This is a genomic window from Taibaiella chishuiensis (genome assembly GCF_003014535.1).
In the GTDB taxonomy this organism is placed as follows: domain Bacteria; phylum Bacteroidota; class Bacteroidia; order Chitinophagales; family Chitinophagaceae; genus Taibaiella; species Taibaiella chishuiensis.
Map to the genome: position 1 here is coordinate 256807 of NZ_PYGD01000005.1, position 23354 is coordinate 280160.

Annotated in this window: 25 protein-coding genes; 13 read left to right on the forward strand and 12 right to left on the reverse strand. The window is 47.9% G+C overall.

Annotated features, from left to right (window positions below):
- From B0I18_RS14860 to B0I18_RS14895, 8 genes are all read right to left on the reverse strand, one after another.
- Positions 1 to 687 carry an Imm19 family immunity protein gene (locus tag B0I18_RS14860; RefSeq protein ID WP_106523512.1) on the reverse strand — a complete coding sequence of 229 codons (687 nt, stop codon included), beginning with the start codon at positions 685 to 687 and terminating at the stop codon, positions 1 to 3.
- Positions 688 to 780: 93 nt separating this feature from the next.
- Positions 781 to 1296, reverse strand: a complete 516-nt coding sequence (locus B0I18_RS14865) for a hypothetical protein (RefSeq protein ID WP_106523513.1) — start codon at positions 1294 to 1296, stop codon at positions 781 to 783.
- Between the two features lie 3 nt (positions 1297 to 1299).
- Positions 1300 to 2040 (reverse strand): DKNYY domain-containing protein, encoded by a 741-nt coding sequence (locus B0I18_RS14870; protein ID WP_106523514.1) that lies wholly within the window; start codon positions 2038 to 2040, stop codon positions 1300 to 1302.
- 32 nt (positions 2041 to 2072) lie between these two features.
- On the reverse strand, positions 2073 to 2507 hold the full coding sequence (locus tag B0I18_RS14875; RefSeq protein WP_106523515.1) for a hypothetical protein: 435 nt from the start codon (positions 2505 to 2507) through the stop codon (positions 2073 to 2075).
- Positions 2508 to 2520: 13 nt separating this feature from the next.
- A complete protein-coding gene (locus tag B0I18_RS14880; RefSeq protein ID WP_106523516.1) occupies positions 2521 to 3033 on the reverse strand; it encodes a hypothetical protein in 513 nt (170 codons plus the stop codon).
- A 39-nt stretch (positions 3034 to 3072) separates the two neighbouring features.
- Positions 3073 to 3951 (reverse strand): hypothetical protein, encoded by an 879-nt coding sequence (locus B0I18_RS14885; protein WP_106523517.1) that lies wholly within the window; start codon positions 3949 to 3951, stop codon positions 3073 to 3075.
- Positions 3952 to 3960: 9 nt separating this feature from the next.
- Positions 3961 to 5247, reverse strand: coding sequence for a tetratricopeptide repeat protein (locus tag B0I18_RS14890; protein WP_181358484.1), 1287 nt, complete (start codon positions 5245 to 5247; stop codon positions 3961 to 3963).
- 30 nt (positions 5248 to 5277) lie between these two features.
- A complete protein-coding gene (locus B0I18_RS14895) occupies positions 5278 to 5790 on the reverse strand; it encodes a hypothetical protein (protein WP_106523519.1) in 513 nt (170 codons plus the stop codon).
- Between the two features lie 263 nt (positions 5791 to 6053).
- Here B0I18_RS14895 and B0I18_RS14900 point away from each other — a divergent pair, with 263 nt between their 5' ends.
- From B0I18_RS14900 to B0I18_RS14950, 12 genes are all read left to right on the forward strand, one after another.
- Positions 6054 to 6734, forward strand: a complete 681-nt coding sequence (locus tag B0I18_RS14900; RefSeq protein WP_106523520.1) for a TetR/AcrR family transcriptional regulator — start codon at positions 6054 to 6056, stop codon at positions 6732 to 6734.
- Positions 6735 to 7003: 269 nt separating this feature from the next.
- Positions 7004 to 8500: an IMP dehydrogenase gene (locus tag B0I18_RS14905; RefSeq protein WP_106523521.1), complete on the forward strand. Its 1497-nt coding sequence runs from the start codon at positions 7004 to 7006 to the stop codon at positions 8498 to 8500.
- Between the two features lie 187 nt (positions 8501 to 8687).
- Positions 8688 to 9218: a GNAT family N-acetyltransferase gene (locus B0I18_RS14910; RefSeq protein WP_106523522.1), complete on the forward strand. Its 531-nt coding sequence runs from the start codon at positions 8688 to 8690 to the stop codon at positions 9216 to 9218.
- A 363-nt stretch (positions 9219 to 9581) separates the two neighbouring features.
- Complete coding sequence (locus B0I18_RS24955) at positions 9582 to 9776, forward strand: class I lanthipeptide (protein ID WP_146146757.1); 195 nt, start codon at positions 9582 to 9584, stop codon at positions 9774 to 9776.
- 381 nt (positions 9777 to 10157) lie between these two features.
- On the forward strand, positions 10158 to 10571 hold the full coding sequence (locus B0I18_RS14915; protein WP_106523523.1) for a hypothetical protein: 414 nt from the start codon (positions 10158 to 10160) through the stop codon (positions 10569 to 10571).
- A 23-nt stretch (positions 10572 to 10594) separates the two neighbouring features.
- Positions 10595 to 11020, forward strand: coding sequence for a hypothetical protein (locus B0I18_RS14920; protein ID WP_106523524.1), 426 nt, complete (start codon positions 10595 to 10597; stop codon positions 11018 to 11020).
- 512 nt (positions 11021 to 11532) lie between these two features.
- Positions 11533 to 12456 carry a hypothetical protein gene (locus tag B0I18_RS14925; protein WP_106523525.1) on the forward strand — a complete coding sequence of 308 codons (924 nt, stop codon included), beginning with the start codon at positions 11533 to 11535 and terminating at the stop codon, positions 12454 to 12456.
- A 23-nt stretch (positions 12457 to 12479) separates the two neighbouring features.
- Entirely contained in the window at positions 12480 to 12887 is a 408-nt protein-coding gene (locus tag B0I18_RS14930; protein ID WP_106523526.1) for a hypothetical protein, read from the forward strand.
- Between the two features lie 134 nt (positions 12888 to 13021).
- Positions 13022 to 14710, forward strand: coding sequence for a hypothetical protein (locus B0I18_RS14935; RefSeq protein WP_106523527.1), 1689 nt, complete (start codon positions 13022 to 13024; stop codon positions 14708 to 14710).
- A 9-nt stretch (positions 14711 to 14719) separates the two neighbouring features.
- On the forward strand, positions 14720 to 15289 hold the full coding sequence (locus B0I18_RS14940; RefSeq protein ID WP_106523528.1) for a hypothetical protein: 570 nt from the start codon (positions 14720 to 14722) through the stop codon (positions 15287 to 15289).
- Positions 15290 to 15473: 184 nt separating this feature from the next.
- Positions 15474 to 16295, forward strand: coding sequence for an SDR family NAD(P)-dependent oxidoreductase (locus B0I18_RS14945; RefSeq protein WP_106523529.1), 822 nt, complete (start codon positions 15474 to 15476; stop codon positions 16293 to 16295).
- 561 nt (positions 16296 to 16856) lie between these two features.
- Positions 16857 to 18740, forward strand: a complete 1884-nt coding sequence (locus B0I18_RS14950; RefSeq protein WP_106523530.1) for a T9SS type A sorting domain-containing protein — start codon at positions 16857 to 16859, stop codon at positions 18738 to 18740.
- A 172-nt stretch (positions 18741 to 18912) separates the two neighbouring features.
- Here B0I18_RS14950 and B0I18_RS14955 read toward each other — a convergent pair whose 3' ends face one another.
- From B0I18_RS14955 to B0I18_RS14970, 4 genes are all read right to left on the reverse strand, one after another.
- Positions 18913 to 19287 carry a winged helix-turn-helix transcriptional regulator gene (locus tag B0I18_RS14955; RefSeq protein WP_106523531.1) on the reverse strand — a complete coding sequence of 125 codons (375 nt, stop codon included), beginning with the start codon at positions 19285 to 19287 and terminating at the stop codon, positions 18913 to 18915.
- A 91-nt stretch (positions 19288 to 19378) separates the two neighbouring features.
- The gene (locus B0I18_RS14960; RefSeq protein ID WP_106523532.1) at positions 19379 to 19984 is read right to left on the reverse strand and encodes an XAC2610-related protein; all 606 of its coding nucleotides are present in this window, start codon (positions 19982 to 19984) and stop codon (positions 19379 to 19381) included.
- A gap of 51 nt (positions 19985 to 20035) precedes the next feature.
- Positions 20036 to 20791 carry a LytR/AlgR family response regulator transcription factor gene (locus B0I18_RS14965; protein ID WP_106523533.1) on the reverse strand — a complete coding sequence of 252 codons (756 nt, stop codon included), beginning with the start codon at positions 20789 to 20791 and terminating at the stop codon, positions 20036 to 20038.
- A complete protein-coding gene (locus B0I18_RS14970) occupies positions 20788 to 21882 on the reverse strand; it encodes a sensor histidine kinase (RefSeq protein WP_106523534.1) in 1095 nt (364 codons plus the stop codon). The genes B0I18_RS14965 and B0I18_RS14970 overlap by 4 nt, the downstream gene beginning before the upstream one ends.
- A gap of 329 nt (positions 21883 to 22211) precedes the next feature.
- On the opposite strand from B0I18_RS14970, the gene B0I18_RS14975 reads away from it, so the two are divergent.
- On the forward strand, positions 22212 to 23351 hold the full coding sequence (locus B0I18_RS14975; RefSeq protein ID WP_106523535.1) for an efflux RND transporter periplasmic adaptor subunit: 1140 nt from the start codon (positions 22212 to 22214) through the stop codon (positions 23349 to 23351).
- The last annotated feature ends 3 nt before the right edge of the window (positions 23352 to 23354 follow it).

Below are 23354 nucleotides of genomic sequence, written 5' to 3' on the forward strand. Positions count from 1 at the left end.
TTATGCTTGTTTAGGTAAGGTCGCCATTTTGATTACTTCATTGATCTTCCTCAGGTCGTCGTCGGCAATCGATTCGTTGCGTTCGGAATGGTTACGGCTGGTTACCCAACCGGTATGCTCCTGGTAGCGGAGTACATTGGAGACCCGGTCACGGAAGATCAGGTGCCTGCAAAGCATATGGGTAAGGGTTTGCAGCTGTTCTTCCCGCGGTTGCAAGGCCGTTTGCCGCAGGTATTTCTTTATTTCCGCGCCAATCTCTTCCTGTTCTGTTTCGTTACCGATCACGAGGGGCAGCAATAACAAAAACAAAAGAGCGGGAACAGCCGGTTCGTTGGCGACGATCGTTTTAAACTCGCGCCAGCTTAATAAAGACAAATGAAAATGCCCGCCTGAATTACCCAGGTAAACATCATTAAAAAAGTATACGGTTTCGTAGGGGTGGAATTCGGCGTAAAAAGTTACGGCTTCATTAACCGGGTGAGCAAAGGTGTATCCGAGCCAGGGCGATGCTTCGTTACCGGCATCGTCCGTAGCACCCGTAAGCTCGGTAAGCCATGCGCCCGCCGGCATGTCGAAGTTTTCGATCACATAATCTACCAGCATAATCTCCTGCACGTCGTCCGCCCCGAAGGGGAACTGCAACAGCAGGAACAGACAAAAATCCCGGTTCGATAAGCTTAAATCCATAGTATAAAATTGTTCTGTATATCATCTTCATCTTCCATTGTACCATACCTATGTTGTCGTGCAGCTGTATATCCTGTTCGCGCTGTGCCTTTCTCAGGCGCTCACGGGTACTGCGAAGAGGCGTTCTATCGATGTTCCGAACGACTGTACCTTAAAAAGCCGTTCCCGGTACGTGGCTACCAGGCTGCTGTCGGCAGAGCGGGCAATAACGTCCCAGGCACAATACCGTACGTCAAGGTCCTCCTCTTCGTTCTCCATTGCAGCCACGCACTGGTCCAGCACATCGCTGAACCCATTAAAATTCGAGGCCAGGCTGATATAAGCGTATTGTCTCACCAGTTCATCCGTTTCCAGCGCGATGGCCCTGAGCACGGTATCTTTTACGGTAACCTGCATCTCTGCTGAAAACGGCTCCAGTTCTATCAATTTGTAAATATTGATCTTCACCAGGTCGTCGGTATCCTGCTGCTGTATCAGGGTTAAGAGAAAAGACCATTTGTCTGTATCCTCAAGATCGCCAAACGCCTTAGCGATAAGCTGCGCCCGGGTTTCTCCGTTTGGCCCGGTAGTGAATGTTTCGATCAGTTGCTGCAGGTGGGTCATATTCATTATTTACTTGTCGCCAATATTATCTTTAATCAATGCGGTATAATCTTCTTCGGTTATGCTACGGTCAAACTGGAAATAGCTGCTCCTGTCGCGCGCTATGGTTATGTTATGCGGTACGGTTTCGAAACTTGCATAATCTGCTGCAGTCAGCAGGTTATCCTGGCAGATAACGTGGTTGGCATCCCTCCCGTAGTTTTCATTCCAGGCCTGGAAACTGCCCGGGTCTGCCTTTTTAACTTTCTTTCCCTGCCAGATCACATACCTGACGTCCTTCGCAAAGGAAGCGTTGATCCGTTCAAACGTAGTGCTGTCCACACCTTTTACGGCAACCGGTTTGTACTGGTAATAGGTCATCATCCAGAGACCGTTCTTATCTTTTGCGTAGGAGGTCTCATCATGCGCCCGGCCATCTCCGCCTGTCCGTTCACCGGTATCCAATACTTCGAAAGTGGCATAGTCTACTTTTTTATCGATACCCTCCCGGTTGTAGATATGGTTTTTATCCCGGGCAAAATAACGGTTCAACACTTCAAAGCTTGCTGCGTCGGCGCCCCGGAAAGCCTCGCCCATACGGTAACACCTGTCTTTATCTTTAGCAAAGCCATACCGGTACATAAAGGTCCCGGGGTCGGCATGTTTAACCGGGTAAGTATTATAGTAAATGCCGGCGCCGGCAATGTTATAGTAACGGTTACCAGGTCCCGCCTCTTTCAGCGATGTGATGCATTCGGGTTTAAGCCACATTGTTCTGATTATTTTAACTGCAGGTCCTGCGCTTAAGTGAAATGGTATTTCGCTTTATCCTGCTCTGTATAAAAACAAAAAATAAGGCCGTCGTAATGTGCTTCCCCAATATTGGCCGACAGCCAGTCCGGCAGTTCACCAGGATCTTCGAGCTGTTGCATAGCCACCGTATCGAGTGCTGCATCCGGGAACAAAACCAATATACCGGTTTCCTGTACCAGGTTAGCGCTTAGGGCCTCATCCAGGGGGAAAGAGCAAAAGATCTTTTCCCGGTTCCTGGCCACCAGGATAGGATGTGTGCCCCGCTCTTCTTTTTCAAACCAGGCGTCGGTTCCCATAATGTACCAGAATGGGCCGCCGGCGTCTACGGCATTATCTTTCAGCTCCTCCAGTTCGTTGCCGTATACGACAACCACCATGTCTCCGCCGCCAATTGTAAGACAAATATTATCCTGTCCGGGTACCATATGTAGTCGTTTATTATTTCCGCCTGAAGACTGCTGTTTCGATTACCTTATTCACAAATTTCCTGCTGCCGGTTATACGCTCAAAAGGTATATGCCGGCTTATTTCATCCAGGAGCGACAGCAGCGCAGCCGGGTCGCTGGTATCGCGAAAACTGGCTACCAGCCTGTTTTGCCTGTCATAAAAATCGGCACGGTTCCATGCGGTTATATTCCACTCCACCCGGTCGATGACCTGCAATGGCACTACTTTTTCTTTCTTTCCTTTTTGCCGGATCATCATCTTCCCGGCATCGATGGTAATGCTCAAAACGGGATGTACGAAGCGGAGCAATACCAGCAGGGGCGCTATAACAACCAGGGCCACGATAAAGCCTGCCGCCTTCGGGCTACCCATACCGTTAACCCGGTCGGCCATGCCGTCTATACCGCCAAACGCGAAATAGCAGATAAGGAAAACGGCCGCCAGGTAAGCGATACCGATTGGCAATGCCATTTTACTGTGTTGTTTCACCTGCAATGTTTTCATGGTTTCTGTTTTTCCGTACCTGTAATTCTTTGCTGTACCCTACTCCTGGTAATACGTTTTAAACTTCTGCAGGCTGCTGTCGTAGATCACGGCGAGCACTACATCCTCTCCGCGAACAATTATACCGTCCTGCGGCGCGGGTACAAAATGCTGGGTATTCATAAAAACCGAAGCGCGTTTCCTGAACCCGTGTACCTTCATCCTGTCGGCATAATTTTCGGCAAAGGCCACATAGGGTTGCCGTGTGGCCTTATTAGTACAGAGAATAAGCAAGCGGCATACCTGCTTCTCGTTGTTATCCATCAGCACGGCGATATCCTTCATCCCATCGCCGTCGAAATCGCCTGTAGCCAGGCAAACGCCGGCCCTTTCTGCATTTTGCGTAATGCTGTACTTATTGCCATCGCTGTAGTTTTCCGCCAGCAATACACTTTTCACAGCCGGGCTCAATTCGGAGAATGGCGCCAGCGAAAAATTGTTTTTGTATTCTTCAAAACGGTATTCCTCGATCAGCGATCCCGGGTTGACCTGGTAAGCAGTACCGCCGGGATACCGGTATGGATTCTTCAGCAGGATTATTTTGCGTGTACTACCTGACTTCCTTTCATCTGCAAATACCTTGTCGCCGAATAATAATTTCGCGCCGGGTAATACGATGCTGTTTGCGACAACCCGGTATTCGCTGTACGGCGACTCTTCTTCCTCACCTTCCGGCTCTTGCGGTTCAACAGGGGGCGCCGGGGCACTTGTTGTTTTTTCGGGAACGGGTATAGCAGCCGCAACCGGCGCTACAACCGGCTCGGGCGTTGTGTTCCGGTATTGCCACAGGAACAAGGCACCTGCTGCCAACACCAGGGCAAGCACCGTAATAACCACGATTGAGGTACTGCTGCCTTTTGCCTTTCCGCTGTTTTCCATAATACCTTCTTAGTTGTTGATATAACCTTTACGCAGTATAGCGGTCATTCCCTGTCTTATTTTTTCGCTTGGCAGATGTTCCATAATCCTTAAGAGTACCGGCGCTACTGCTTGCTGCTCTTCCGGTGTTTTGAAGTGCTGCCGGAACAGGACAAAGGTTTCAGACACGCCCAGGTATAACTCTTTATCCGCCATCAATTCTGCTTCGCTGTATTTTTTTCCTTTTTCAAAAAGCCCTTCAAACAGGCTGATCGCTGTATCCATCAAGGGTTGGCTTATTTTACCATTATGCGCCTGGTAATCCCTGACCAGCCGTTGCAGCCAGGACAGGTATTGCAGGCGCTTCAGCAGCACCTTATTTCCCGGTTCTGTCCCGGATCGCAGCAGTGTCGTCGCATCGTCAAAAACCTGTTCGTAGTCCCTGCTGATATAATAAGTATACCAGAGTCTTTCTGCCGCCGTGCTTTTCCCTGTTATCGCTGCAAACAGCTGTTCACACAATGCCTGCGGGTAAGCGTACCTGTGGCAGAGGTTATTATTGACCAGGAAAAGGCGGAGCAGTTTTTCTTTCAGCGAATCGGTTCCGCATACCGCCATCAATGCCTGTATACGTGTAATCGCGGCCTGCAAGGCTTCCGTACCCATTTGCTCGTCGTCCAACAGGTAAACATAGGCACAGACCAGGTTACGCTGCTCCATGCGCCTGTCGATCACGGCCAGATCATCCTTACCCTGATCCTCTTTAAAGAACTGTTCATAATTATCCACACTCTCCTTATACCTGCCCGTGCCCAGGTAACAACGACCGTATAAGGTGAAGAATGCAATGTCTTTCGCTATCGTCGCCTGGTCCATGATCCGGATCGCATCCTCGTAGCGGCCCAGGTTTTGTGCGTGTGAGGCGGCATTCCACAACTTGATATCCGACTTCTTATCCATGTTATAAGCCTTCACTGCGTACTCGTAGGCCCTGCTATAGTCTTCGAGATGGGCATAACAGGCCGATAAATTGGTATAGTACAAAGCCATTTTCTCCTTATCGTCAACAGGACAATACAATGCTGCCAGGCGAAATTGCTCTTTCGCTTTCCGGTATTGCTGCAGGTGGTACAGGCATAAACCTGCTTGCCCCAGCAGATAGGTATCTTTGCTGCTGGATTCCAGCAAGGCCTCGTATATTTTAAGCGCCGGTCCGTATTGTTTATCGTAATAATACAGCTTGTCGGCAGTCTCCACATCCCGGGCCGCAGGCTGCTGCGCCCGGGCCGCCAGGGCCGTAAAAACCCAGATCAACATAAAAAATCGCTTCATCATATCCCCCTTCCGTTACTGCTTACTACTTGCCTCGTTTATTTTTATGCCGGCTTTATCGAGAAACTGGAGCTGCACTTCCAGGCATTTATCCTCCAGCGCACCCAGTTCTGCTTTCCGGGTCGCCAGTTGGAGCCGGGTAGCTTTCCTGTCGCTGCTATCCTGCTGCGTTACATATTGAACCAGGAGGGGCGTATAGGCCGTCTCGATCTGCGACATATAATTGATCACCGCTGCATGAAAAGCATTGGCGGCCTCGCTATGCGTCACCGTTTCAGCCTCTTCCCGGATCTCTTTACAATAGGCGCCCAGGCGTTTGGCTTCCTTCAGGGCCATTTCGAAAGATTGGTGATCGCTCGTATCCTTGTCGAACCCACCGTCCATCAATTTCCCGTGCTCATCATCCAGCTTTTCCTTACAGCTGTAAAACAGGCTGGTCACTTTTTCGTTATACCCGTAATCCAGCCTGCCGCTGCAGGACACCAGCGCAATCATTATCGCAAGCAGTAACAGTCCGTATTTTTTCATAAAAACCCACTTGTTAAAAAAAATGATTATCTTATACCGTTTTTTTCCTCTGGCCACTACAGGGTATTCCCTGTATTTAGGGGCAGCCGGATTTAGCTCAAAATATCCTCAAAAACCCGCCCACCCTGCATTCCGCCGGATTTAGCCTTCCTGCCGGCGCGACTGAATTAAAAAAATCTTGATGCAAAAATAAAATAACTCACCAAATGGTGACTATAAAATTATTTAACTTTGAATAATAGGTTCACTCTTTATCATTTTTTATGGAAAGAAAAGTAGTAGAAGGCCCGGTGCGAAGCAGGGAGAAAAGCAAGCAAAAGCTATTGAACGCAGTAGGAAAAATACTTAAAACAAAAGGATTTACAGCACTGAAAGTCAACGATATTGCTACCACTGCAGGTCTTGATAAAAAATTGATATATAATTATTTTGGCGGTGTCGATCAGCTGATCGACGAATATATCCGCAGCCAGGATTTCTGGAGTAATATTACCCTGGAAAATGCCGCTGACATGCCCGACGACGGGGGCAGGGAATTTATGAGGCTTATGTTATTAAGCCAGTTTGATTATGTAGCGAAAAACAAGGAATTACAGAAAATATTATTGTGGGGACTTTACGAAAGCCGTAAGTCGCTGAAACGGGTAGCCGACGACCGGGAAATAGCGGGAGAAGTATTGCTTAAGCATATCTCCGATCCTTTTTTCGGCGAAAAAGCCCTGCATTTCCGCGCCTTAATGGCAATCATTGTTTCCGGCATTTATTACCTCGATATGTTTACGGCCGTAAACGGGAAGACCTTTTGCGGCATCGACCTTACGCAGGCCGCCGGCAGGACCGAGATCAAGAAGGCCCTCGAATCGCTGGTCACGATGATATACGAAACCCAGCAACCGGTAAAAAAGAAAAGAACGGCTCCCAAAAAAACAGTTGCCCGGCCATAAGGCCCCATCGATATTGATCAACAGCTTTTTCCCGATGCCCCCTGCAGTAACTACTGCAGGGGGCATATTCATTCTAACACACACGGACACCCTGTATACCCGGGAGATAGGCCTGCCTATAGCCTGACGCCGGTTTGCGGATGCAAAACCATGATAACAGCCCCCTAGCGGTTGATATTTTTTATACATTTGCACCACGAAACAGGGCTACCGGAACGGGCAATCCAGCGCTCCTGACTACCAATTTACATAATTCAATTTCGGCATATATGGCACAGATTATCAATGAAGTCTCCAGGACTTTCAATGAGTACCTGCTCATACCAGGGTTAACGACAAAGGCTCATACCCCAGACAATATCAACCTCGAGACTCCCTTGGTAAAGTTCAAAAAAGGAGAACGGGCCAGGATCTCGTTAAACATCCCCCTCGTTTCGGCTATTATGCAATCCGTTTCCGACAGCGGACTGGCCATAGCCTTGGCCAAACAGGGAGGCTTATCCTTTATCTTCAGTTCTCAATCCATAGAGAGCCAGGTCAATATGGTTGAAATCGTAAAAGGGTATAAAGCAGGCTTCGTAGAAAGCAGGGCCAATATCACGCCCGAACATACGCTGAAGGACATCCTGGCGCTGAAGGAAAAAACCGGCTTTTCTACGGTAGGGGTAACAGACGATGGTACAGCCTCCGGAAGGCTGCTGGGCATGGTAACCAGCAGGGATTACCGTGTCGGCAAAGACAACGAGCATAAAAAGGTTAAAGATTTTATGACCGCTTTCGAAAGCCTGATTGTAGCGCAGGACGGCATTTCCTTAAGTGCGGCAAACGACATCATCTGGGAAAACAAACTTAACGCGCTTCCGGTAATCGACCCCGATCAGCATTTAAAATATTTTGTATTTCGTAAGGATTACGAGAACAGCATCCAGAACCCGCATGAAATCACCGATGCGGAAAAACAGCTCCTGGTTGGTGCAGGCGTAAATACCAGGGATTATAAAGAACGCATACCCGCTCTCGTTAACGCAGGCGCAGATGTGCTTTGTATCGACTCCTCCGACGGCTTCTCGGAATGGCAAAAGGAAACGATCCGGTTTGTAAGGGAAAATTATGGCAACGAGGTCCTGATCGGCGCCGGCAATGTTGTCGACAAAGAGGGCTTTCTTTACCTGGCCGAAGCAGGCGCCGATTTCATTAAAGTAGGTATAGGCGGCGGTTCCATTTGCATTACAAGAGAACAGAAAGGCATAGGCCGCGGACAGGCCACCGCCTTAATAGAAGTTGCTGCTGCCAGGGACAAATACTTCGAAGAAACCGGCAATTATATCCCCATTTGTTCGGACGGAGGCATTGTACAGGATTACCATATGACACTGGCGTTGGCCATGGGCGCCAACTTTTTAATGATGGGCAGGTACTTTGCCCGGTTCGACGAAAGTCCCACACGAAAATTACTGGTAGGCGGAAATTATGTAAAAGAATATTGGGGCGAAGGTTCCAACAGGGCGAGAAACTGGGAAAGATATGATATGGGGGGCAGTGGCAATCTGAAATTTGAAGAGGGCGTAGACAGTTATGTACCCTATGCCGGTTCGCTGAAGGAAAACCTGGATATAACCCTGGGTAAGATTAAATCGACGATGTGCAGTTGTGGCGTATTATCGCTGGAAGAGATGCAAAGCAATGTAAAAATAACGATGGTATCTTCCACGAGTATCATAGAAGGCGGCGCACACGACGTAATTTTAAAAGAGATGAACAGCTAACCGCTAAGCATATTACAAAACGGGATGAACGCAGGCAGTATATCTACTGCCTGCGTTTGTTTTGAACAGCACATCAGGCTGACTATACTAAAGAATTGCATTCGGCAAGGAAGCGCCAGGCTGAGCAAGATCCGGGTTTCCCGGCTTTTATTTTAAACTGAACTTGCAGTTTAAAATAGAAGACAACATGGAAATTAAACATTGTGTCCTGCAGGATACAAACGAAATCATGTCGCTTTACGAAGCAGCGAGAAACTTACAAATTCAGCGAAAAATGGTAGTCTGGCCCTTTTTTGAAGACACCTTCATCCAAAAAGAAATAGCGGAAAAACGGCAGTGGAAGATCATCGTTGATCGTGCGATTGCCTGTAACTGGGCTGTTACTTTCGAAGACCGGGAAATATGGGGTGAAAAAGATATTAACGATGCCATCTATATTCATCGCATATGTACGAAGCCCGAATTAAGAGGAAACAGGTATATCGATGCCATTGTCAACTGGGCCAAACAATACGCCCTGAAAATGGGCAAACGATTCGTTCGTCTTGACACCTTAGGGAACAACACCAGGCTGATTGAACATTACACATCGGCAGGGTTCGATTTTAAGGGCATGGTACAACTGACCGATACAGGGAATTTGCCGGCTCATTATCAAAACGAACGGAATTGCTGCCTGTTTGAAATGGATGTGCCCACTGCCGGTATATACCTGTAATCCTGTGCTACATCTTTCTTTTCAGTGTCTTGTTATTCCTATGCGAAACACCTCCCCTTGTCCTCTGCACAGCAAACAACACCGGTTAATCATAAGTCTAAGCCGTGCAGGGCCCGCTTCCTGTGCAGCGAGGGGATTTTATTTCCGATAGTAAACAGGCGTATAGTCTGTAAGTGGAAGCGCGCCGGGCTGTACCCGGTGTTGTAACTATTAAACCTATACGGACTTCGCACACTTATGTGTTCCCATCAACCTCTTATGAACCGGTGCCCAGCACCTGTGAACTATAGGTTTCACTGAACCAGGCAACAGCTTAACTTCATTATGAACAACATTATCGTTTATTAATTAAAACCAAAATCAATGAAAAAGAAAACATTAAACCTAAAAAAACTGAGCCTGGCAAAAGTAACCATCACGGAGCTGAACATGAACCAGGCAAGTAGGGCAAAAGGCGGAGGAACAATGGAAATTACCGCATGTGGAACTTGTGTTACGAATGTCGGCACTGTTTGCCTTTGTGAATCGAGGTTGTGTACATCTAAACTTGGATGCTAGGTCTATTAACTTCCAACAATCCAGGTTAACTAAAAACAAACGCTTAATGAATAGCGCTACTGCTATCATTAAGCGTTTGTTTATAATGGACAATAAAGATAACGTACAAATGCCAATGCTTGAACGGTCGCATTGTTTGAACATTCAAGCTTTTTTTACCAGGCTATTGACATGAGCGTTCGCGTAAGCTGGTCTTTTTACCTATTAAACCTATGTAGACTTCGCACACTTATGCCTTCAAATTAATCTCTGATGAACCGGGCCGCAACGGCAGCGAACTGGCAGTTTCCGGAGCCAGATAACAACATAACTTCATCATTGATATCATTTTTTGCCCGTGAATTCACAGACATTGCTAACCTCAAAAAAATCTAACTAAAGATGAAAAAGATCCTGTTCCTTTTACTGCTCAGCTCCTTGTTTAAGTTCAACCAACTTCATGCCGGCAGCATAACCATTGTAAATAACTCATTAACTGCCGTCTTCGAGGGATATCTTATGGCCGACAATAATGTAGCCAACCCTTCTATATCCACAACCTACGGAAAGTATATCACGGTTCCGCCGTCCACAAACCTCAGTTTTGCGAGCCCTGCCGCTCTGCCCAGTCCTGTCGGTATGGGGCTGCCCGCATTACCTACAGGCGCTTTTATCGGCATCAAAGCCTCGATCAATCCCAACCCGTTCAACGTAGGAAAAGCCGGCGTTTATCTGGGTTATCCACCCTACGTAGTCAACGGATATATTGTAACCTGGACCCAGATAGGCGATGATGCATTAATTAATATTTATTAACCCCTGTTACTTTTAATTTAAAAATGAAAAAAGCACTGATCACTTTCGCAATACTTGCCGGCGCAGCATTACCGGTAGTGCACGCAGGTTCTCTCAGAATTGTAAACCAGCGTCCGGTTCCCTATGTTGGCGAGATCGTCGCTACGAATAACCCCTCGGCTCCGTCTATTGCAACTGCCATATATGCCCAGGTTACTGTGCCGGCAAATACCACGGTCTTCTATCCGGACCCGACGAATATGGTAAGTCCTTATGGCCCCGGTGCACCGCCATCGGCAACCGGTGTTTTTATTGGCCTTAAAGGCGGCCTTACGGGAATTCCCCTGGACGGAACTGTAGGTGTGGCGGGTACTTACCTGGGATATCCCCTGTTTAGAAATAATTTACCCGCATTTCTGATCACATGGTCTCAACCAACCCCGACGGACGCGGTAGTTACCATACTTTAGGTTTTAAGGTATGCTCATCTCATTGTTAACTTACCACACGCAATATTAAAAAGTGCCGGCAATTAAACTGCCGGCACTTTTTATCTTTTGGCCCCGCAGGGCCCGCCTTCCCTCGCCGACATAACCTATGAAAACAATACGCTATAACCCTTACCGGGTAAGTATTCCAGCAGACCATCCCTTTATCCTCAGCACTGACGTGCCGGCCTACCTAGTATTAGGTATTTTACAGTCCGTGTGCTTGAGAAAGAAAAAAATAGTACGAAATTGCGACAGGTAAGACAGGCTTTGCTGTAAGCGGAGAACAGGCTTTATGCAACCGGCATCCGGACTAGCCTGCTCTTATCAGGTAAGATACAGAACCTGTCCGGACCAGATTACCACGACCACCCTTGTCTCCCCTACTGTGACGCAACTAAGTTTACGATAATTTAATCTCCATTGTGTCCGGGCCCCTCCATCACCCTTTAATTACACCCTATCTTTAAAGTAAATAATTCTGAAAATCTGGCATGTTAAAACTGATCAGCATTTCGATATTTGTGTATCTTTTTTACAAGATTTATAAGTCTTTAAAAGGAACGATAAAAAAGAGGCCCCGCATTAGCGCTGCGCCAGAAACGTTTCATCCGATTGCGTCTTCGGAGGAGACTTTTCATCACGACGAGTTTAAAGAATTCCCAGAGCCCATACCGGAAATAGGCGGCGGGTGGCTTTCTATGGGCAAGGACAAGCGGCTGCTCAATGAATATGCCGAACGATTGGATCAACATGGTTCAACCATCCGGGATAGAGCATCAAGGGCCATCGTCAGGTTCAGAAACGACAATGAACAATTAAACAGTCAGCAGCTCCAGTTATTCCGGAGGATTTACCAGTCGAAAAGATTATTAAAAAGATTCCCGGAATTAAAACGGCAACGGATCACCGCCGGCGACCTCCCGGTAACACTAAGAATCATGCTGCCGTCAAACCCTTCGTTTCTGAACATAAAACAGCTCAACAAGAGTTATGATCATACCCCGGTAAAGGCCGGTCAGGCAGTCGGTAAAATATTGACTACACATCATGGCCTCAACAATAACCAAAAAATCATAGGGGTTGCCATCGCCATGGTTGCCGTTGCCGTAAAATCCAAATCAAATATCTCGAAGCTGAAAAGAGAGTTGGAGTCCGTACGGGGCCAGGTTTCCAGCTACGCCATATCTATGAAAACCACCATTATGCAATTGGGCAAATCCCATATGGAAATCGTAGCATTATCCGGCCAGCTTAAAACAACGGAAGCGGAACTTATCCAACTGGTTAAGCAAGCCGCCGCCATTCCCCCGAATAAAAAAAGCTTAAGCTCCTTATCTCCCGATGAAGCCGGCAAGCTCCGAACTCTTTATTTCCTGATGCTGCAGGCAGAACAATACGGGAAAACACACATATAGTCTAATGTTCAACAAGCAAAACCATGAAAACATCCGGTACCCAGGTACACCTCGTCCACGCCATGGACAGGGCCAAAACGACAACATTTACGCTCTCCTCTACAGAGATATATGGTTTATTGAGCGAATCGCTCCAGCTCATGAAGCTCTTAAGTACAGAAAAACGTGATCTCGAGGCGATCAGAAACCACCATGAGGAAAGAAATATTTACCTCCGGAATCTGCACGAAGAAGTGATGTATCATATAGAAAGAACATATACGGAACGATCGCAAATGATCGCCGAGATTTCCAGCATTTCCAAAACGCTCATCGAATCCGGGAATATAGACGCAGGGACCGTTTTAATGAACAGGCTGATCGATTTCGTATCCAAAAACAGCCCGTTAAAATCATCCCTCGATTTCAAAAACGAAAGACTGTTACTGTAAGAAGATACTGCTTGCTCAACCCGGCCAGCGCCATAATTTTTTTATGCAAAGCAGGCAAGATTATAATTTACCCGGTAAAAATCTATTCCTGATTGCTCAACCCGTGTTATTCATCCTTTGCACAAGCAGCATCTATGAAAGACAAACAACAACCTTCAGGCCATAGTCAAAGACTTGGCAGCAAAATATTTCCCGGAACGGATCAGACATCGGGTTATGATCAACTGGCCAGTTATCATGAACACGAACACCTGGTTGTCAATTCAGGCACGCTTTATGGCATCATGCTCAATTGTTATGAGGGCCTGGCCATGATGTCGGCGGCACAGGATCACTTTGGCAAAATCCATTCGTTTCTATTATCCCAAAGCCAGTTAGCCCATGAATGTTATGCCACCTGGGTTTCTATCGAAAGATCGCTAAACAATAATGAACAGCTTACGCTGCCTCAAATAATAGCGGAGTACCCGGAGTATGAAAAGTATTACAGGATAGCAGAGCAACTGGTATCCGGTTTGACGGGTTCTTTTTTCCGGAGAGCAGTCATGGCTTCGGCCATGTATGTTTCCTTCCATGCCTGCAAACCCTGCGACCTGGTTATGGAAAATTTCAGTAACCCGGATTTTGAATTCGGAGACAACCTGGAATTCCCCAACGACCGGTTTTTACATATTGCCAGCGTGTTTTCTCCAGACACCATCAGGGAAAGTGTAGCAACATTTATAACGTCGAAAACCGGTGACCCGTGTTACCAGTTCCTTTGCGACGAAGCGAACGGGCTTCCGGCTGAGGCCGATAGCGCAATGGTTATGAAAACCCAGGAAGCGTTGATGTACTTTATGTTCGACCTCTTTGCCCGTCATTTCGAACAACGCAGATCCAGGAGTTATGCGCTGGATTATGGCCCAACATTTCAGAAGGCCATCAGCCAGCAATTGATCGGCTATGTTGCACTAACCGAAAATATTTCCACAGACGATATCGGCCAGTTCAATGAAATGAGCAGCTATCTTTCCGATCCTTTAAAGGTCCATCGCAGCATAGGACATACCTACGAATCCGAATCGATCCAGCTTAGTCCGGAACCCCACTTTTGCACGATTATCCAGCCATCTGAATTGGGTGTACTCGCTTCGCAAATATATGAGGGAGACGATTTCAAAAGGCTCAATATTATGTTTCGTAGCGCAGATTCCATGAAAAGACAATACCACTTCCTGGAAGCGCGGCACAGGGAATGGTTCGAGGAAGCAAATCAACAAAGGATATTTATCCGGAAATTATATACCTACCAGGATAGCACCGTTATCATCCTGGTTCCATTTGAAGACCCCAACGACCTCACTTCATTTCTGAAGGAAGTGCCGGACGATATCCAAACCCTTGCCTGTGTTTCGCATAGCATTGTCCCCATGCTTGATGATCAGTGGCGCGCATTTTTGAGCACAGGCATAGACTACGTTTATTATCTGAATGACAGGTCGCTTGTAGAAGTACTGGATAGCGATGCATTAAAAGAGGGAGAAACAGCGATGTTTACCGATGTTCTTATTGAATATAACGATGTCAAAGCCGTTGCCCTGGTGTTTTGTTACGATAATAAAGCAACAGGGGTTAAGGAAATTCATGTCGTACCCTGTTCTCCCGGTTATGCGGATTTTATCCTGGGTTATATTCCCCTGTACTACCCGGGTTATGCATATGATTCGGTTTTTTTCGACCTGGATATTTATATTAGTGTTCAATCTGTAATGCGTTCGATTTACATGGAGGAAAAGAGTTGGTATTTCAGGTCATTTTACATTTCAGACATCTTTAAATAAATCTAAAACATGGAGCAACCGGACCACATTCAAGTAAATGAAAAATACCTGGAAGACTATTGGCGCACAATGATCAAAGGAGACGAAACGGTAGACTTCTACCGCGCTCAGCTGAGGTTTATAGATGCTTTTAAAAATGAGCTTTCCATTACGGGCGCAGATGGATTGTACCTCAAGAAAGATATTTGGAATGTATCCCTGAACCCCGATGCACTGCAGAATTTTGTTACGATTCCAACCATAGTCGGCATCCTGGACTATATCGGGTGCACACAATTGGCGGCAACGGTGATCCCTATCGTGTTCCAGGGATTATTCAAGGTTCAGAATTTCAAGATCTCACTCAAGGACGAAAAAATTTTTCTCAGCCTTCCTCTGATGGACGACAATGTTTACAAGTCGGCAGAGCAGCTGTATAAAAGCCTTCCAAAAGCAACGAGAAAAAAGATCAGCGAGTTTGATTTTTTTGACACTATCGAAAATTTCGTAAAAGCCGGGCTTGCACAAGAAAAGGATGGCAAGTACCTGATCCTGGAAAAGAATCAGACCAAGGTGCAATTTTCATTTATGCCCAGGTAGGGAACGGTCTTATTGCCGTGTATAGCAGCAGCTAAGCCTTAAACCCGGTGCATGATAGAAACGGCATACCCGCGCGTCGGTCGCGGTCTGCCCTTTACTGTCCCGAATGCCCCTTTATTTGTCCGGATCATACAATATCGGAAGCGTTGTTCCGCAGTACATTTGAGTAACTAATAACTATACTATGTTACTACAAGGTAAAAACGCGATTGTGTACGGGGCTGGCGGATCGCTTGGCGGCGCTGTGGCGAGCGCGCTTGCCGCTGCCGGCGCCCATGTATTCCTTACCGGTCATCATCTTACCAGTGTACAAAAGACAGCCGCTGGCATCGAATCTGCCGGAGGAAAGGTTTCCGTCCACCAGGTCGATGCCCGGAACGCACGGTCGGTAAACGATCATATTCAATCTGTACTGGACACTGCGGGCTCGGTCGATATCTCGTTCAATGCCATAGGCTGGCAGGACACACAGGATATTCCCTTAACAGAAATGAGCCTCGAAGACTTCCTGCGCCCGGTAAGCATTGCCCTGGAAACACAGTTCCTGACCGCGACCGCTGCTGCGCGGGTAATGAAAACACAGCAATCCGGTGTCATCCTTACGTTGACCGCAACACCGGGCGGTATAGGTTATGCCAATGTAGGCGGGTTTGGCCCGGCCTGCAACGCCGTAGAAGGGTTTTCCCGCAACCTGGCCGCGGAGTCAGGTCCCTACGGCATCCGCATCGTTAATATCCGTTCGGCAGGTTCGCCGGATTCAAGGATCTTCAAAGAAGCCATAGCCGCAGGTGGCGAGGCGGTAGAGCAGTTTATCCAGAAAATGAAAAACGATACCATGCTTAAAGCCTTACCGCTTATGGAAGATATCGCCAACACAGCGGTATTTCTTGCATCAGCTATGGCCGGTAAAATAACCGGCGTTACCATCGATGTTACCGCCGGTACGACAAGCGCACTGAACTATAAAGTGACGAATGTCGCATTCTTGAAAAAAGAAACACCATAATTCAGTATCCCGGCAAGCAGTCGTATAAGCCTGTTGAAGGTTTGGGATTTTGCAGCAGAAGACAATAAAGCCATCCTCCGGGATGGCTTTATTCGTTTCCGGTCAGCTATCCTGGTGCGTTGATACCACAACCGGCACACCGGCCTTTAATTTTATTTTAGCAAACCGGCAAACAGCGATCAGAAAATAAGGTAATGCCATCCGGCGACCGCTGGCTTATGCCCTGGCTACTCCTTTACCATCAGTTATTTGTAGCAGTCCCGATAGCAAAGCCTAAGCAACACTTACATCTTACACATTTTACAATACCAGCACACAATGCCCGTAGACCTTACCTGCAGGGCTTTTCCGCTTTACAGTAATTAACAATACCACATAGTATATGCAAGCCTATAAGGTGCCTATGGTAATGACAACGCGGCAGACGGTAAGCGGCTTTAGCATTTTTTTTGAACAGGACACACACCAGTATAAGCAACACGATACCTATTTAAACCGCCTGCCTGATACCAGCGGGTTCATACCCTTTATCTATTTTATTCACTGATTAATTTTAATTGCATGGCTGTTATTTGGTTTAAACGAAAAGGTAATGAGACAAAAAAATGGATGTTGGCGCTGACTATGATCGCGACATCTTTTTCCTCCACATGGGGACAGATCAGCAGTGGCGGCTTCCCGCTAAGCAGGCAATCCGACATGCCCCTTAATTATGTACCGGCTACCCAGGCCAGGCTCCCGGATATCGAAAGCAGTCTTAAGAAATGGAATACAGACAAGGGGCCAAAACCTGCTCCTGTAGCGGTCATGACGCCCGTAGATCTGAAGTTTCCCGATGCGGGCGCTTTGTATACGACCGGCGATGGTACACGCATATGGCGGGCGCAGCTCGACATGGCCGGCGCTAAGGCCATCGGGCTTTACTTTTCGAGGTTTCGTTTACCCGAAGGTGTAAAGCTGTACCTGAGCAATGCCAGCGGCACACAGGTAATGGGCGCGTTTACGGCTGCCAATAACGATCCCGGTTCCTATAAATTCGCTACCGAGCCGGTAGCGGGCGCCACCGTTTACCTGGAGCTGAATATAGCACCCAAAGTAAACCTCGCTAATATCGACCTGGATATAGATAAAGCAGCCGCCTATTTTGCCGGCATCGAACAGCTGCGCAAATTCTCGGATTACCAGACCCTGAGCGCTTATGACGATATGTTTACCGGTGAGTCTTCGGTGTGCATGATCAATGCGGTTTGCCCGGCGGGCAACGGTTACGAAGCACAACGTAATGCAGCATTAAACATTTTATTTCCCATTAAAGTTGGCAATGATGAATTTGTAGGCACCTGTAGCGCCACCATGGTAAATACCGCTGCCAATACACCCGCCAACTGTAAACAATACACCCTGCTTGCATCGCACTGTATGGATGGCACCAATACGATAGCCGATTCCTCGTTCAGCCAGGTCATCCTCAGGTTTAATTACCAGCATACTGGTTGTACGCCTGCAGCTAACGTAATTCCCAATACGGATCAAACCAGTATGGTTGGCGCCAAATTCGTAGCACGCTCCATACTGCCACTTAAATACGACAGCAATAGTCCCAACGACAGCACCGCAGACGTAGGCAAACTGAAAGGCGACTTTTTACTGTTGGAACTCCGCTCTGCAATCCCCGCGGCCTGGAATATTAATCTTGCAGGCTGGAACAATGCAGCCAATATACCCTTGACCAACAGCGGCAATAAAAAATTCATCGAATTCCATCACCCCGGCGGCGATGTCAAAAAGGTTTCATTCTCCCATAACCTGCAAAGCAGCAGCGGCATAGCAGACCCGCCTTCGCACTGGGGCACCACGATGGATTCGGGACTTATCGCACAGGGCAGTTCCGGTAGTGCGCTTTTTGATGCAGATGGCCGGCAGATCGGTATTGCCAGCTTTGCGCCCATAGGCATTTCGGGTGCCTGCGCCGTAAACAGTAAAGGAGCAAGTGTGGCCGATAGAACGAGCGCAACTCTATACTATAGTAAAATGTCCTACATCTGGGATTATAGCGTGGATGGGCCAGCAGCGATCCGTAAACTGAAACCCTGGCTGGATCCGGCAAACAGCAATGCCGTAACCGTAGATGCCGTAAAATCCAATTGCAGCCCACTGGGTGGTGGTACCGGTATTACCATAGACAAAGGCAACCTCGATCAGTCAGTTGACGTATACCCTAACCCCAGCCAGGGCCTGACGCATGTCCAGGTCAATCTCAAAGAAGCGGCCAACCTTAACCTGGAGTTATACGACATCAGCGGAAGGAAGCTACGGGATTATAACATGGGTGCTGTGCGGAAAGCTAACTTCAGCCTGGATTTAAGCGGTTATCCCGACGGCATGTACCTGCTTAAAGTGACTGATGGTTATCATAGCACCAGCAAAAAAATCATGATCCGATAGCTGTGCACTTTGCCCATCTTCTTTGTGTGATGATATGTTTAGCCGGTCTGTGTTGCGGTATTCGTAACACAGACCGGATATATGTTTAGGAGAAAAGCTACGAAGGTTCGCGAACTCAGCATTTTTCAACGGATTGGTTTATTGATCCCATTTTTAAGGCCTGTGTTCCGGTTTAAACGGTAGTTGCACCAGGTATATGACCCGCATCTGCCATGAGCTCCATATCTTTCACCCCCCATTCCTGGATCGTTTTAATAACCGGCAACAGGCCCCTGCCATACTCAGTAAGCGCGTACTCCACTCTTGGTGGCACCTCGGCAAAAACAGTCCGCCCGATAATCTTATCTTCTTCGAGTTCCTTAAGCTGGTTGATCAGCATCTGCTTGCTGATATGAGGTATCGCTTTCTGCAGCTTACTGAAACGGTTACAACCGGTATGAATAGCATATACCACTAAAACCTTCCATTTCCCGCCGATCTTGTTGAGAAAATGCGTAACCCCGCAATTGTAGGGGTTAAAGTTCTTGTTTTTTCGCTTCGCTGCCATAGGCTAAAATAATGTAACAGGTACAAAAATAGGATCCACGATTTATTATAGACCGAAAGTATCCATTTTGTAAAGCAAACGGACAGCGTTTTTAGCGCTGCCGCTGTCCTGCCGCCGGTGCAACCCAATCCTTACGTTTCCGGATCTTACGCAGGGCTTGTTCGCGGGCTTTATCGTCGTCGCCATCGATGGTAATGCCAAAGTCGCGGACATGGTCGCCCTGTACCTGGTAAAAGCCGCTCCAGTTGGTACCGGACATAACGGTATTACTCACGAGATTATCTGCCGCTATGTAAAGCGGGTTCTTGATCTGCTCGAAACCTTTTATCTTTTTTAAGCGCCCCGTTACGGTATCTACCAGGTATAGGTAACTGCCCTGGTTGCTTCTTACATCGGAGTAATGCTGCAGCAGTATATCTTTAATACCATCGTTATTAAAGTCTTCGAAGTCTACGGAGGGATTACTGCTGAATACCGAATCGCGAAAGAGTGCCCGTTCCTGTCCTTTTTCCTGTTGACAGAACGAAAAGACCATATTGGCCCGTGTTTCATCGGTTTCCTGGTTATTAAACACCTGCAGCCTGACCAGGTACCCTTTACCGGGATAAACCGCATCGCAGGGAACGGTAGCGATCTCCTGCGCAGTAGCCCTGAGCGCCAGGCCAAGCAGGACCAGCAGGACAGTAAATGGTTGCATAGCTCTATTTTTTGGGCATCAAGATACGGAATACCCTGTTGATACCGCGGTCTAAAAATTAAGCCAGCTCTTGAACAGGGCCGCCCGCTCGCGGCTCACCAATACTTCCAGGCCCGGATTTTTGCGGATATCCACTTTAAGCTTGCCATTAAAATAATTGTGCACCTGCTCTATGGCATCGATATGAATAATAAACTGGCGGTTGGCCCTGAAAAAATGCTTGGGATTCAGTTGTTGCTCCAACTCTTCCATGGTTTGTGGTACACATTCCTCAAGACCGTTGTCCAGCTTCACTTTCGTAGTCTTGTGCTCGGTATAGATACAGAGAATATCATTAACCAATAAAGATTTGTAACTATCGCGGAAAGGCAGCAGGAAGCGGCTCCGGTATTCTTTGGGTTGCAGCAATTGCCGGAGTTCCTCGAGCGAAGCGCCACCCAACGGTTGCATAGCCGATTCGAGTTTATCCAGCGCAGCCTTAAGTTCCTCCTGCTCTACCGGCTTAAGCAGGTAATCGACGCTGTTTACCTTAAATGCCCGTACCGCATACTCATCGTAAGCTGTGGTAAAGATCACCGGGCAAGTGATGGGCGTACGGTCGAAGATCTCGAAGCTTAAGCCATCCGACAGGCGGATGTCCATCATCACCACATCGGGTTGCGCATGGGTAGCAAACCACGTTACCGCGTCGGCAATACTGTCGATCACAGCCACGATCACCACCTGGGGCCTGGTGGCGTGTATTAACCGGATCAGGCGGTCGGCATTGGGTTTTTCATCTTCGATAACTACGATATTCCGGATCATACTTTTAACAGGGGTAAGGTTACGGTAAAACAATGGCCATCGTCATTGATCTTCAGTTGTCTTTCGGAAAGCAGCCTGTAGCGCCGGTCGATATTTTTGAGCCCGATCCCCGAAGAGTCGATGTTTTTGCCGATCCGCATCAGGGTATTCTTCACCACCAGTTCATGTTGATCGGTATTGAATATCCAGATCACCAGCGGATCCTTTTTAGTGGTTCGGTTATGCTTCAGGGCATTCTCGACCAGCAGTTGCAGGGTCATGGGCGGCAGCAGCAGGAATTTAGCGTCTTTACTGACACTGATATTAAACTCCACCCCATCCCCGATCCGGTGCTTTATGAGGAACATATAGGCATCGAGAAACTTCAGCTCATCTTCCAGGGGAATCACGTCCTTCCTGGAGTTGACCAGCATATAACGGTATATTTTGGTAAAGTTCTCCGCATAATCATACCCCAGTTGCTGGTCTTCGAGGATCAGTTCGGAAAGCACGCTCAGGTTATTGAAAACAAAGTGGGGATCGATCTGCAGTTTGAGCGATTGCAGTTCCGCTTCCATAGCGGCCTGGTTGTATTCTGCAGCCTTGATCGCGGCATTCTTCCAGTTCAGGATCAGGTAGTCGCCGGTATTAATGCCCATGATCATAAAGGCGATAGCGGCGCTTACTACGATCCAGTGGATCATGCCTTTGGTTTCTTCGATAGAAAGTATGGAGTTTACCGAAGCGGCGCGGTCGCTGTCGGCGCAATGCACGTATACAAATGTAAGCAGCAGGTTGATGAGCAATACCATCAGCATATTCAGGGTGGTCTCCACGATAAGCCTTTTCAATGGCTTTTCGGTCCATATGATGCATTTATTCAGCTTCCGGCTGGTCAGTATACTGGTCTCGGAGATCACCGCGCTGGTAAATACGGAGAATGCAACATCCTCCAGGATCTCCCAGGCCGGCCGTGTAAAAAATGTTCCCCAGTACGGCGCATAAGGATCGATGATATACGATACGATATACGTGAGGATAAAGGCAAACAGGATAAAGAGTACCCGCTTCCCGGTATTGTTCAGAAAAAGGTCTTTCTTCGTCTTCTCCATAGGCCTTAATGATCCCCCATAACCTGAACCCGCATTAAAAAGTAAGTACAATATATTCATTGTCGGGCAAAATTGGTATTAAAAAAATTGAATTCCTTCTTTTTATCACTTAAGCGGCATTTTTAATACCCGAACCTACAAATTGCCTTACCGAAATGAAACCATGACACCCAGGATGGCAAAACACGGCATCGGGGCGCTTAAATGACCGGTAGTCCTTCGGGATACCGCATTAGCGCTTCAGGCAGGAAAAAGTACGCTTCGGTAACATAATACAGAGTCACCCCGTTTTTGTTTCGGTGCTTTGCTGGCGAAAATAATTTCCAGTCATGACGACAAGCATCTTTGCCACAAGACCAATACTCGCTACCACCGCTATTTTTCTATCTGTATTGGGCGCATCCTGCAGCGGATCTGCCGGCGAACAGGCGCCTGCTACAGCCGATAAAGTAGATTTTATTGAGATCGCCCCCGCTGAAACGCCTATCGAAAAGCGGTATCCCGGCGCTATCGAAGGCAGTGTCAACGTCGATATCAAAGCACAGGTTACCGGCTATCTCGACCAGATCTATGTAAAGGAGGGCGACTATGTAAAAAAAGGCCAGTCGCTGTTCCGGCTAAAAGGCGACGTCTACAACGAACAGGTAAGCAATTCGAAAGCAGCCTACGATGCGGCCCTTGCCGCCCAGCAGAATGCCCGTATCGAAGTAGAAAAGATACGGCCGCTGGTAGAAGGTAAGGTGTACAGCGAGTTGCAGCTGCAGACCGCAGAGGCCAGCCTGGCGGCCGCCAAAGCACAAGTGGCGCAGGCCCGCGCTGCATTGGGCTCCTCGCAGGTAAATGCGGCCTTTACCCTGATTACCGCGCCGGTAAACGGTTATATAGGCCGGATACCCAACCGAACGGGCAACCTGGTAACACCTGCCGATGCCACGCCGTTAACCACGCTTTCCGATATCGAGAAGGTCTATGTCTACTTTTCGCTCAGCGAAGCCGACTTTATCGCGTTCCTGAAAGACCGTAAAGCCGATGAAGGCATGAATACCGTATCGCTCGTAATGGCAGACGGCAGCGTATATGACCGTCCCGGCACGATAGAGCTGGCCAGCGGCAATATAGACCGGGGTACCGGCAGTATGGCGCTTAAAGCCATCTTCCCTAATCCCGATAAAATATTGCGCTCGGGCGGTTCCGGCAAGATCGTACTGACCCGGCAAATGAGCAATGCGCTTGCCGTACCCATGGGCAGTGTAAAAGATATACAGGACCGCTATTTCGTATTCGTGCTGAGCGCCGGCAATAAGGTGGCTATGAGGCCGGTCGAGGTATCGGGCAAATCGGGCAACCAGTACTATGTCATCAAGTCGGGCTTACAGGCCGGCGATAAGGTGGCCCTTAACCGTATCGACGCCCTTAACGACGGTACGCCCGTAGTGCCCGCCGTACGCCAGGTTACCGAACGTAAATAAAAA

Bases quoted from the DNA above. Each gene is read 5' to 3' on its own strand.
- B0I18_RS14860 (WP_106523512.1), bottom strand. From the start codon at position 687: ATGGATTTAAGCTTATCGAACCGGGATTTTTGTCTGTTCCTGCTGTTG.
- B0I18_RS14865 (WP_106523513.1), bottom strand. From the start codon at position 1,296: ATGAATATGACCCACCTGCAGCAACTGATCGAAACATTCACTACCGGG.
- B0I18_RS14870 (WP_106523514.1), bottom strand. From the start codon at position 2,040: ATGTGGCTTAAACCCGAATGCATCACATCGCTGAAAGAGGCGGGACCT.
- B0I18_RS14875 (WP_106523515.1), bottom strand. From the start codon at position 2,507: ATGGTACCCGGACAGGATAATATTTGTCTTACAATTGGCGGCGGAGAC.
- B0I18_RS14880 (WP_106523516.1), bottom strand. From the start codon at position 3,033: ATGAAAACATTGCAGGTGAAACAACACAGTAAAATGGCATTGCCAATC.
- B0I18_RS14885 (WP_106523517.1), bottom strand. From the start codon at position 3,951: ATGGAAAACAGCGGAAAGGCAAAAGGCAGCAGTACCTCAATCGTGGTT.
- B0I18_RS14890 (WP_181358484.1), bottom strand. From the start codon at position 5,247: ATGTTGATCTGGGTTTTTACGGCCCTGGCGGCCCGGGCGCAGCAGCCT.
- B0I18_RS14895 (WP_106523519.1), bottom strand. From the start codon at position 5,790: ATGAAAAAATACGGACTGTTACTGCTTGCGATAATGATTGCGCTGGTG.
- B0I18_RS14900 (WP_106523520.1), top strand. From the start codon at position 6,054: ATGGAAAGAAAAGTAGTAGAAGGCCCGGTGCGAAGCAGGGAGAAAAGC.
- B0I18_RS14905 (WP_106523521.1), top strand. From the start codon at position 7,004: ATGGCACAGATTATCAATGAAGTCTCCAGGACTTTCAATGAGTACCTG.
- B0I18_RS14910 (WP_106523522.1), top strand. From the start codon at position 8,688: ATGGAAATTAAACATTGTGTCCTGCAGGATACAAACGAAATCATGTCG.
- B0I18_RS24955 (WP_146146757.1), top strand. From the start codon at position 9,582: ATGAAAAAGAAAACATTAAACCTAAAAAAACTGAGCCTGGCAAAAGTA.
- B0I18_RS14915 (WP_106523523.1), top strand. From the start codon at position 10,158: ATGAAAAAGATCCTGTTCCTTTTACTGCTCAGCTCCTTGTTTAAGTTC.
- B0I18_RS14920 (WP_106523524.1), top strand. From the start codon at position 10,595: ATGAAAAAAGCACTGATCACTTTCGCAATACTTGCCGGCGCAGCATTA.
- B0I18_RS14925 (WP_106523525.1), top strand. From the start codon at position 11,533: ATGTTAAAACTGATCAGCATTTCGATATTTGTGTATCTTTTTTACAAG.
- B0I18_RS14930 (WP_106523526.1), top strand. From the start codon at position 12,480: ATGAAAACATCCGGTACCCAGGTACACCTCGTCCACGCCATGGACAGG.
- B0I18_RS14935 (WP_106523527.1), top strand. From the start codon at position 13,022: ATGAAAGACAAACAACAACCTTCAGGCCATAGTCAAAGACTTGGCAGC.
- B0I18_RS14940 (WP_106523528.1), top strand. From the start codon at position 14,720: ATGGAGCAACCGGACCACATTCAAGTAAATGAAAAATACCTGGAAGAC.
- B0I18_RS14945 (WP_106523529.1), top strand. From the start codon at position 15,474: ATGTTACTACAAGGTAAAAACGCGATTGTGTACGGGGCTGGCGGATCG.
- B0I18_RS14950 (WP_106523530.1), top strand. From the start codon at position 16,857: ATGGCTGTTATTTGGTTTAAACGAAAAGGTAATGAGACAAAAAAATGG.
- B0I18_RS14955 (WP_106523531.1), bottom strand. From the start codon at position 19,287: ATGGCAGCGAAGCGAAAAAACAAGAACTTTAACCCCTACAATTGCGGG.
- B0I18_RS14960 (WP_106523532.1), bottom strand. From the start codon at position 19,984: ATGCAACCATTTACTGTCCTGCTGGTCCTGCTTGGCCTGGCGCTCAGG.
- B0I18_RS14965 (WP_106523533.1), bottom strand. From the start codon at position 20,791: ATGATCCGGAATATCGTAGTTATCGAAGATGAAAAACCCAATGCCGAC.
- B0I18_RS14970 (WP_106523534.1), bottom strand. From the start codon at position 21,882: ATGGAGAAGACGAAGAAAGACCTTTTTCTGAACAATACCGGGAAGCGG.
- B0I18_RS14975 (WP_106523535.1), top strand. From the start codon at position 22,212: ATGACGACAAGCATCTTTGCCACAAGACCAATACTCGCTACCACCGCT.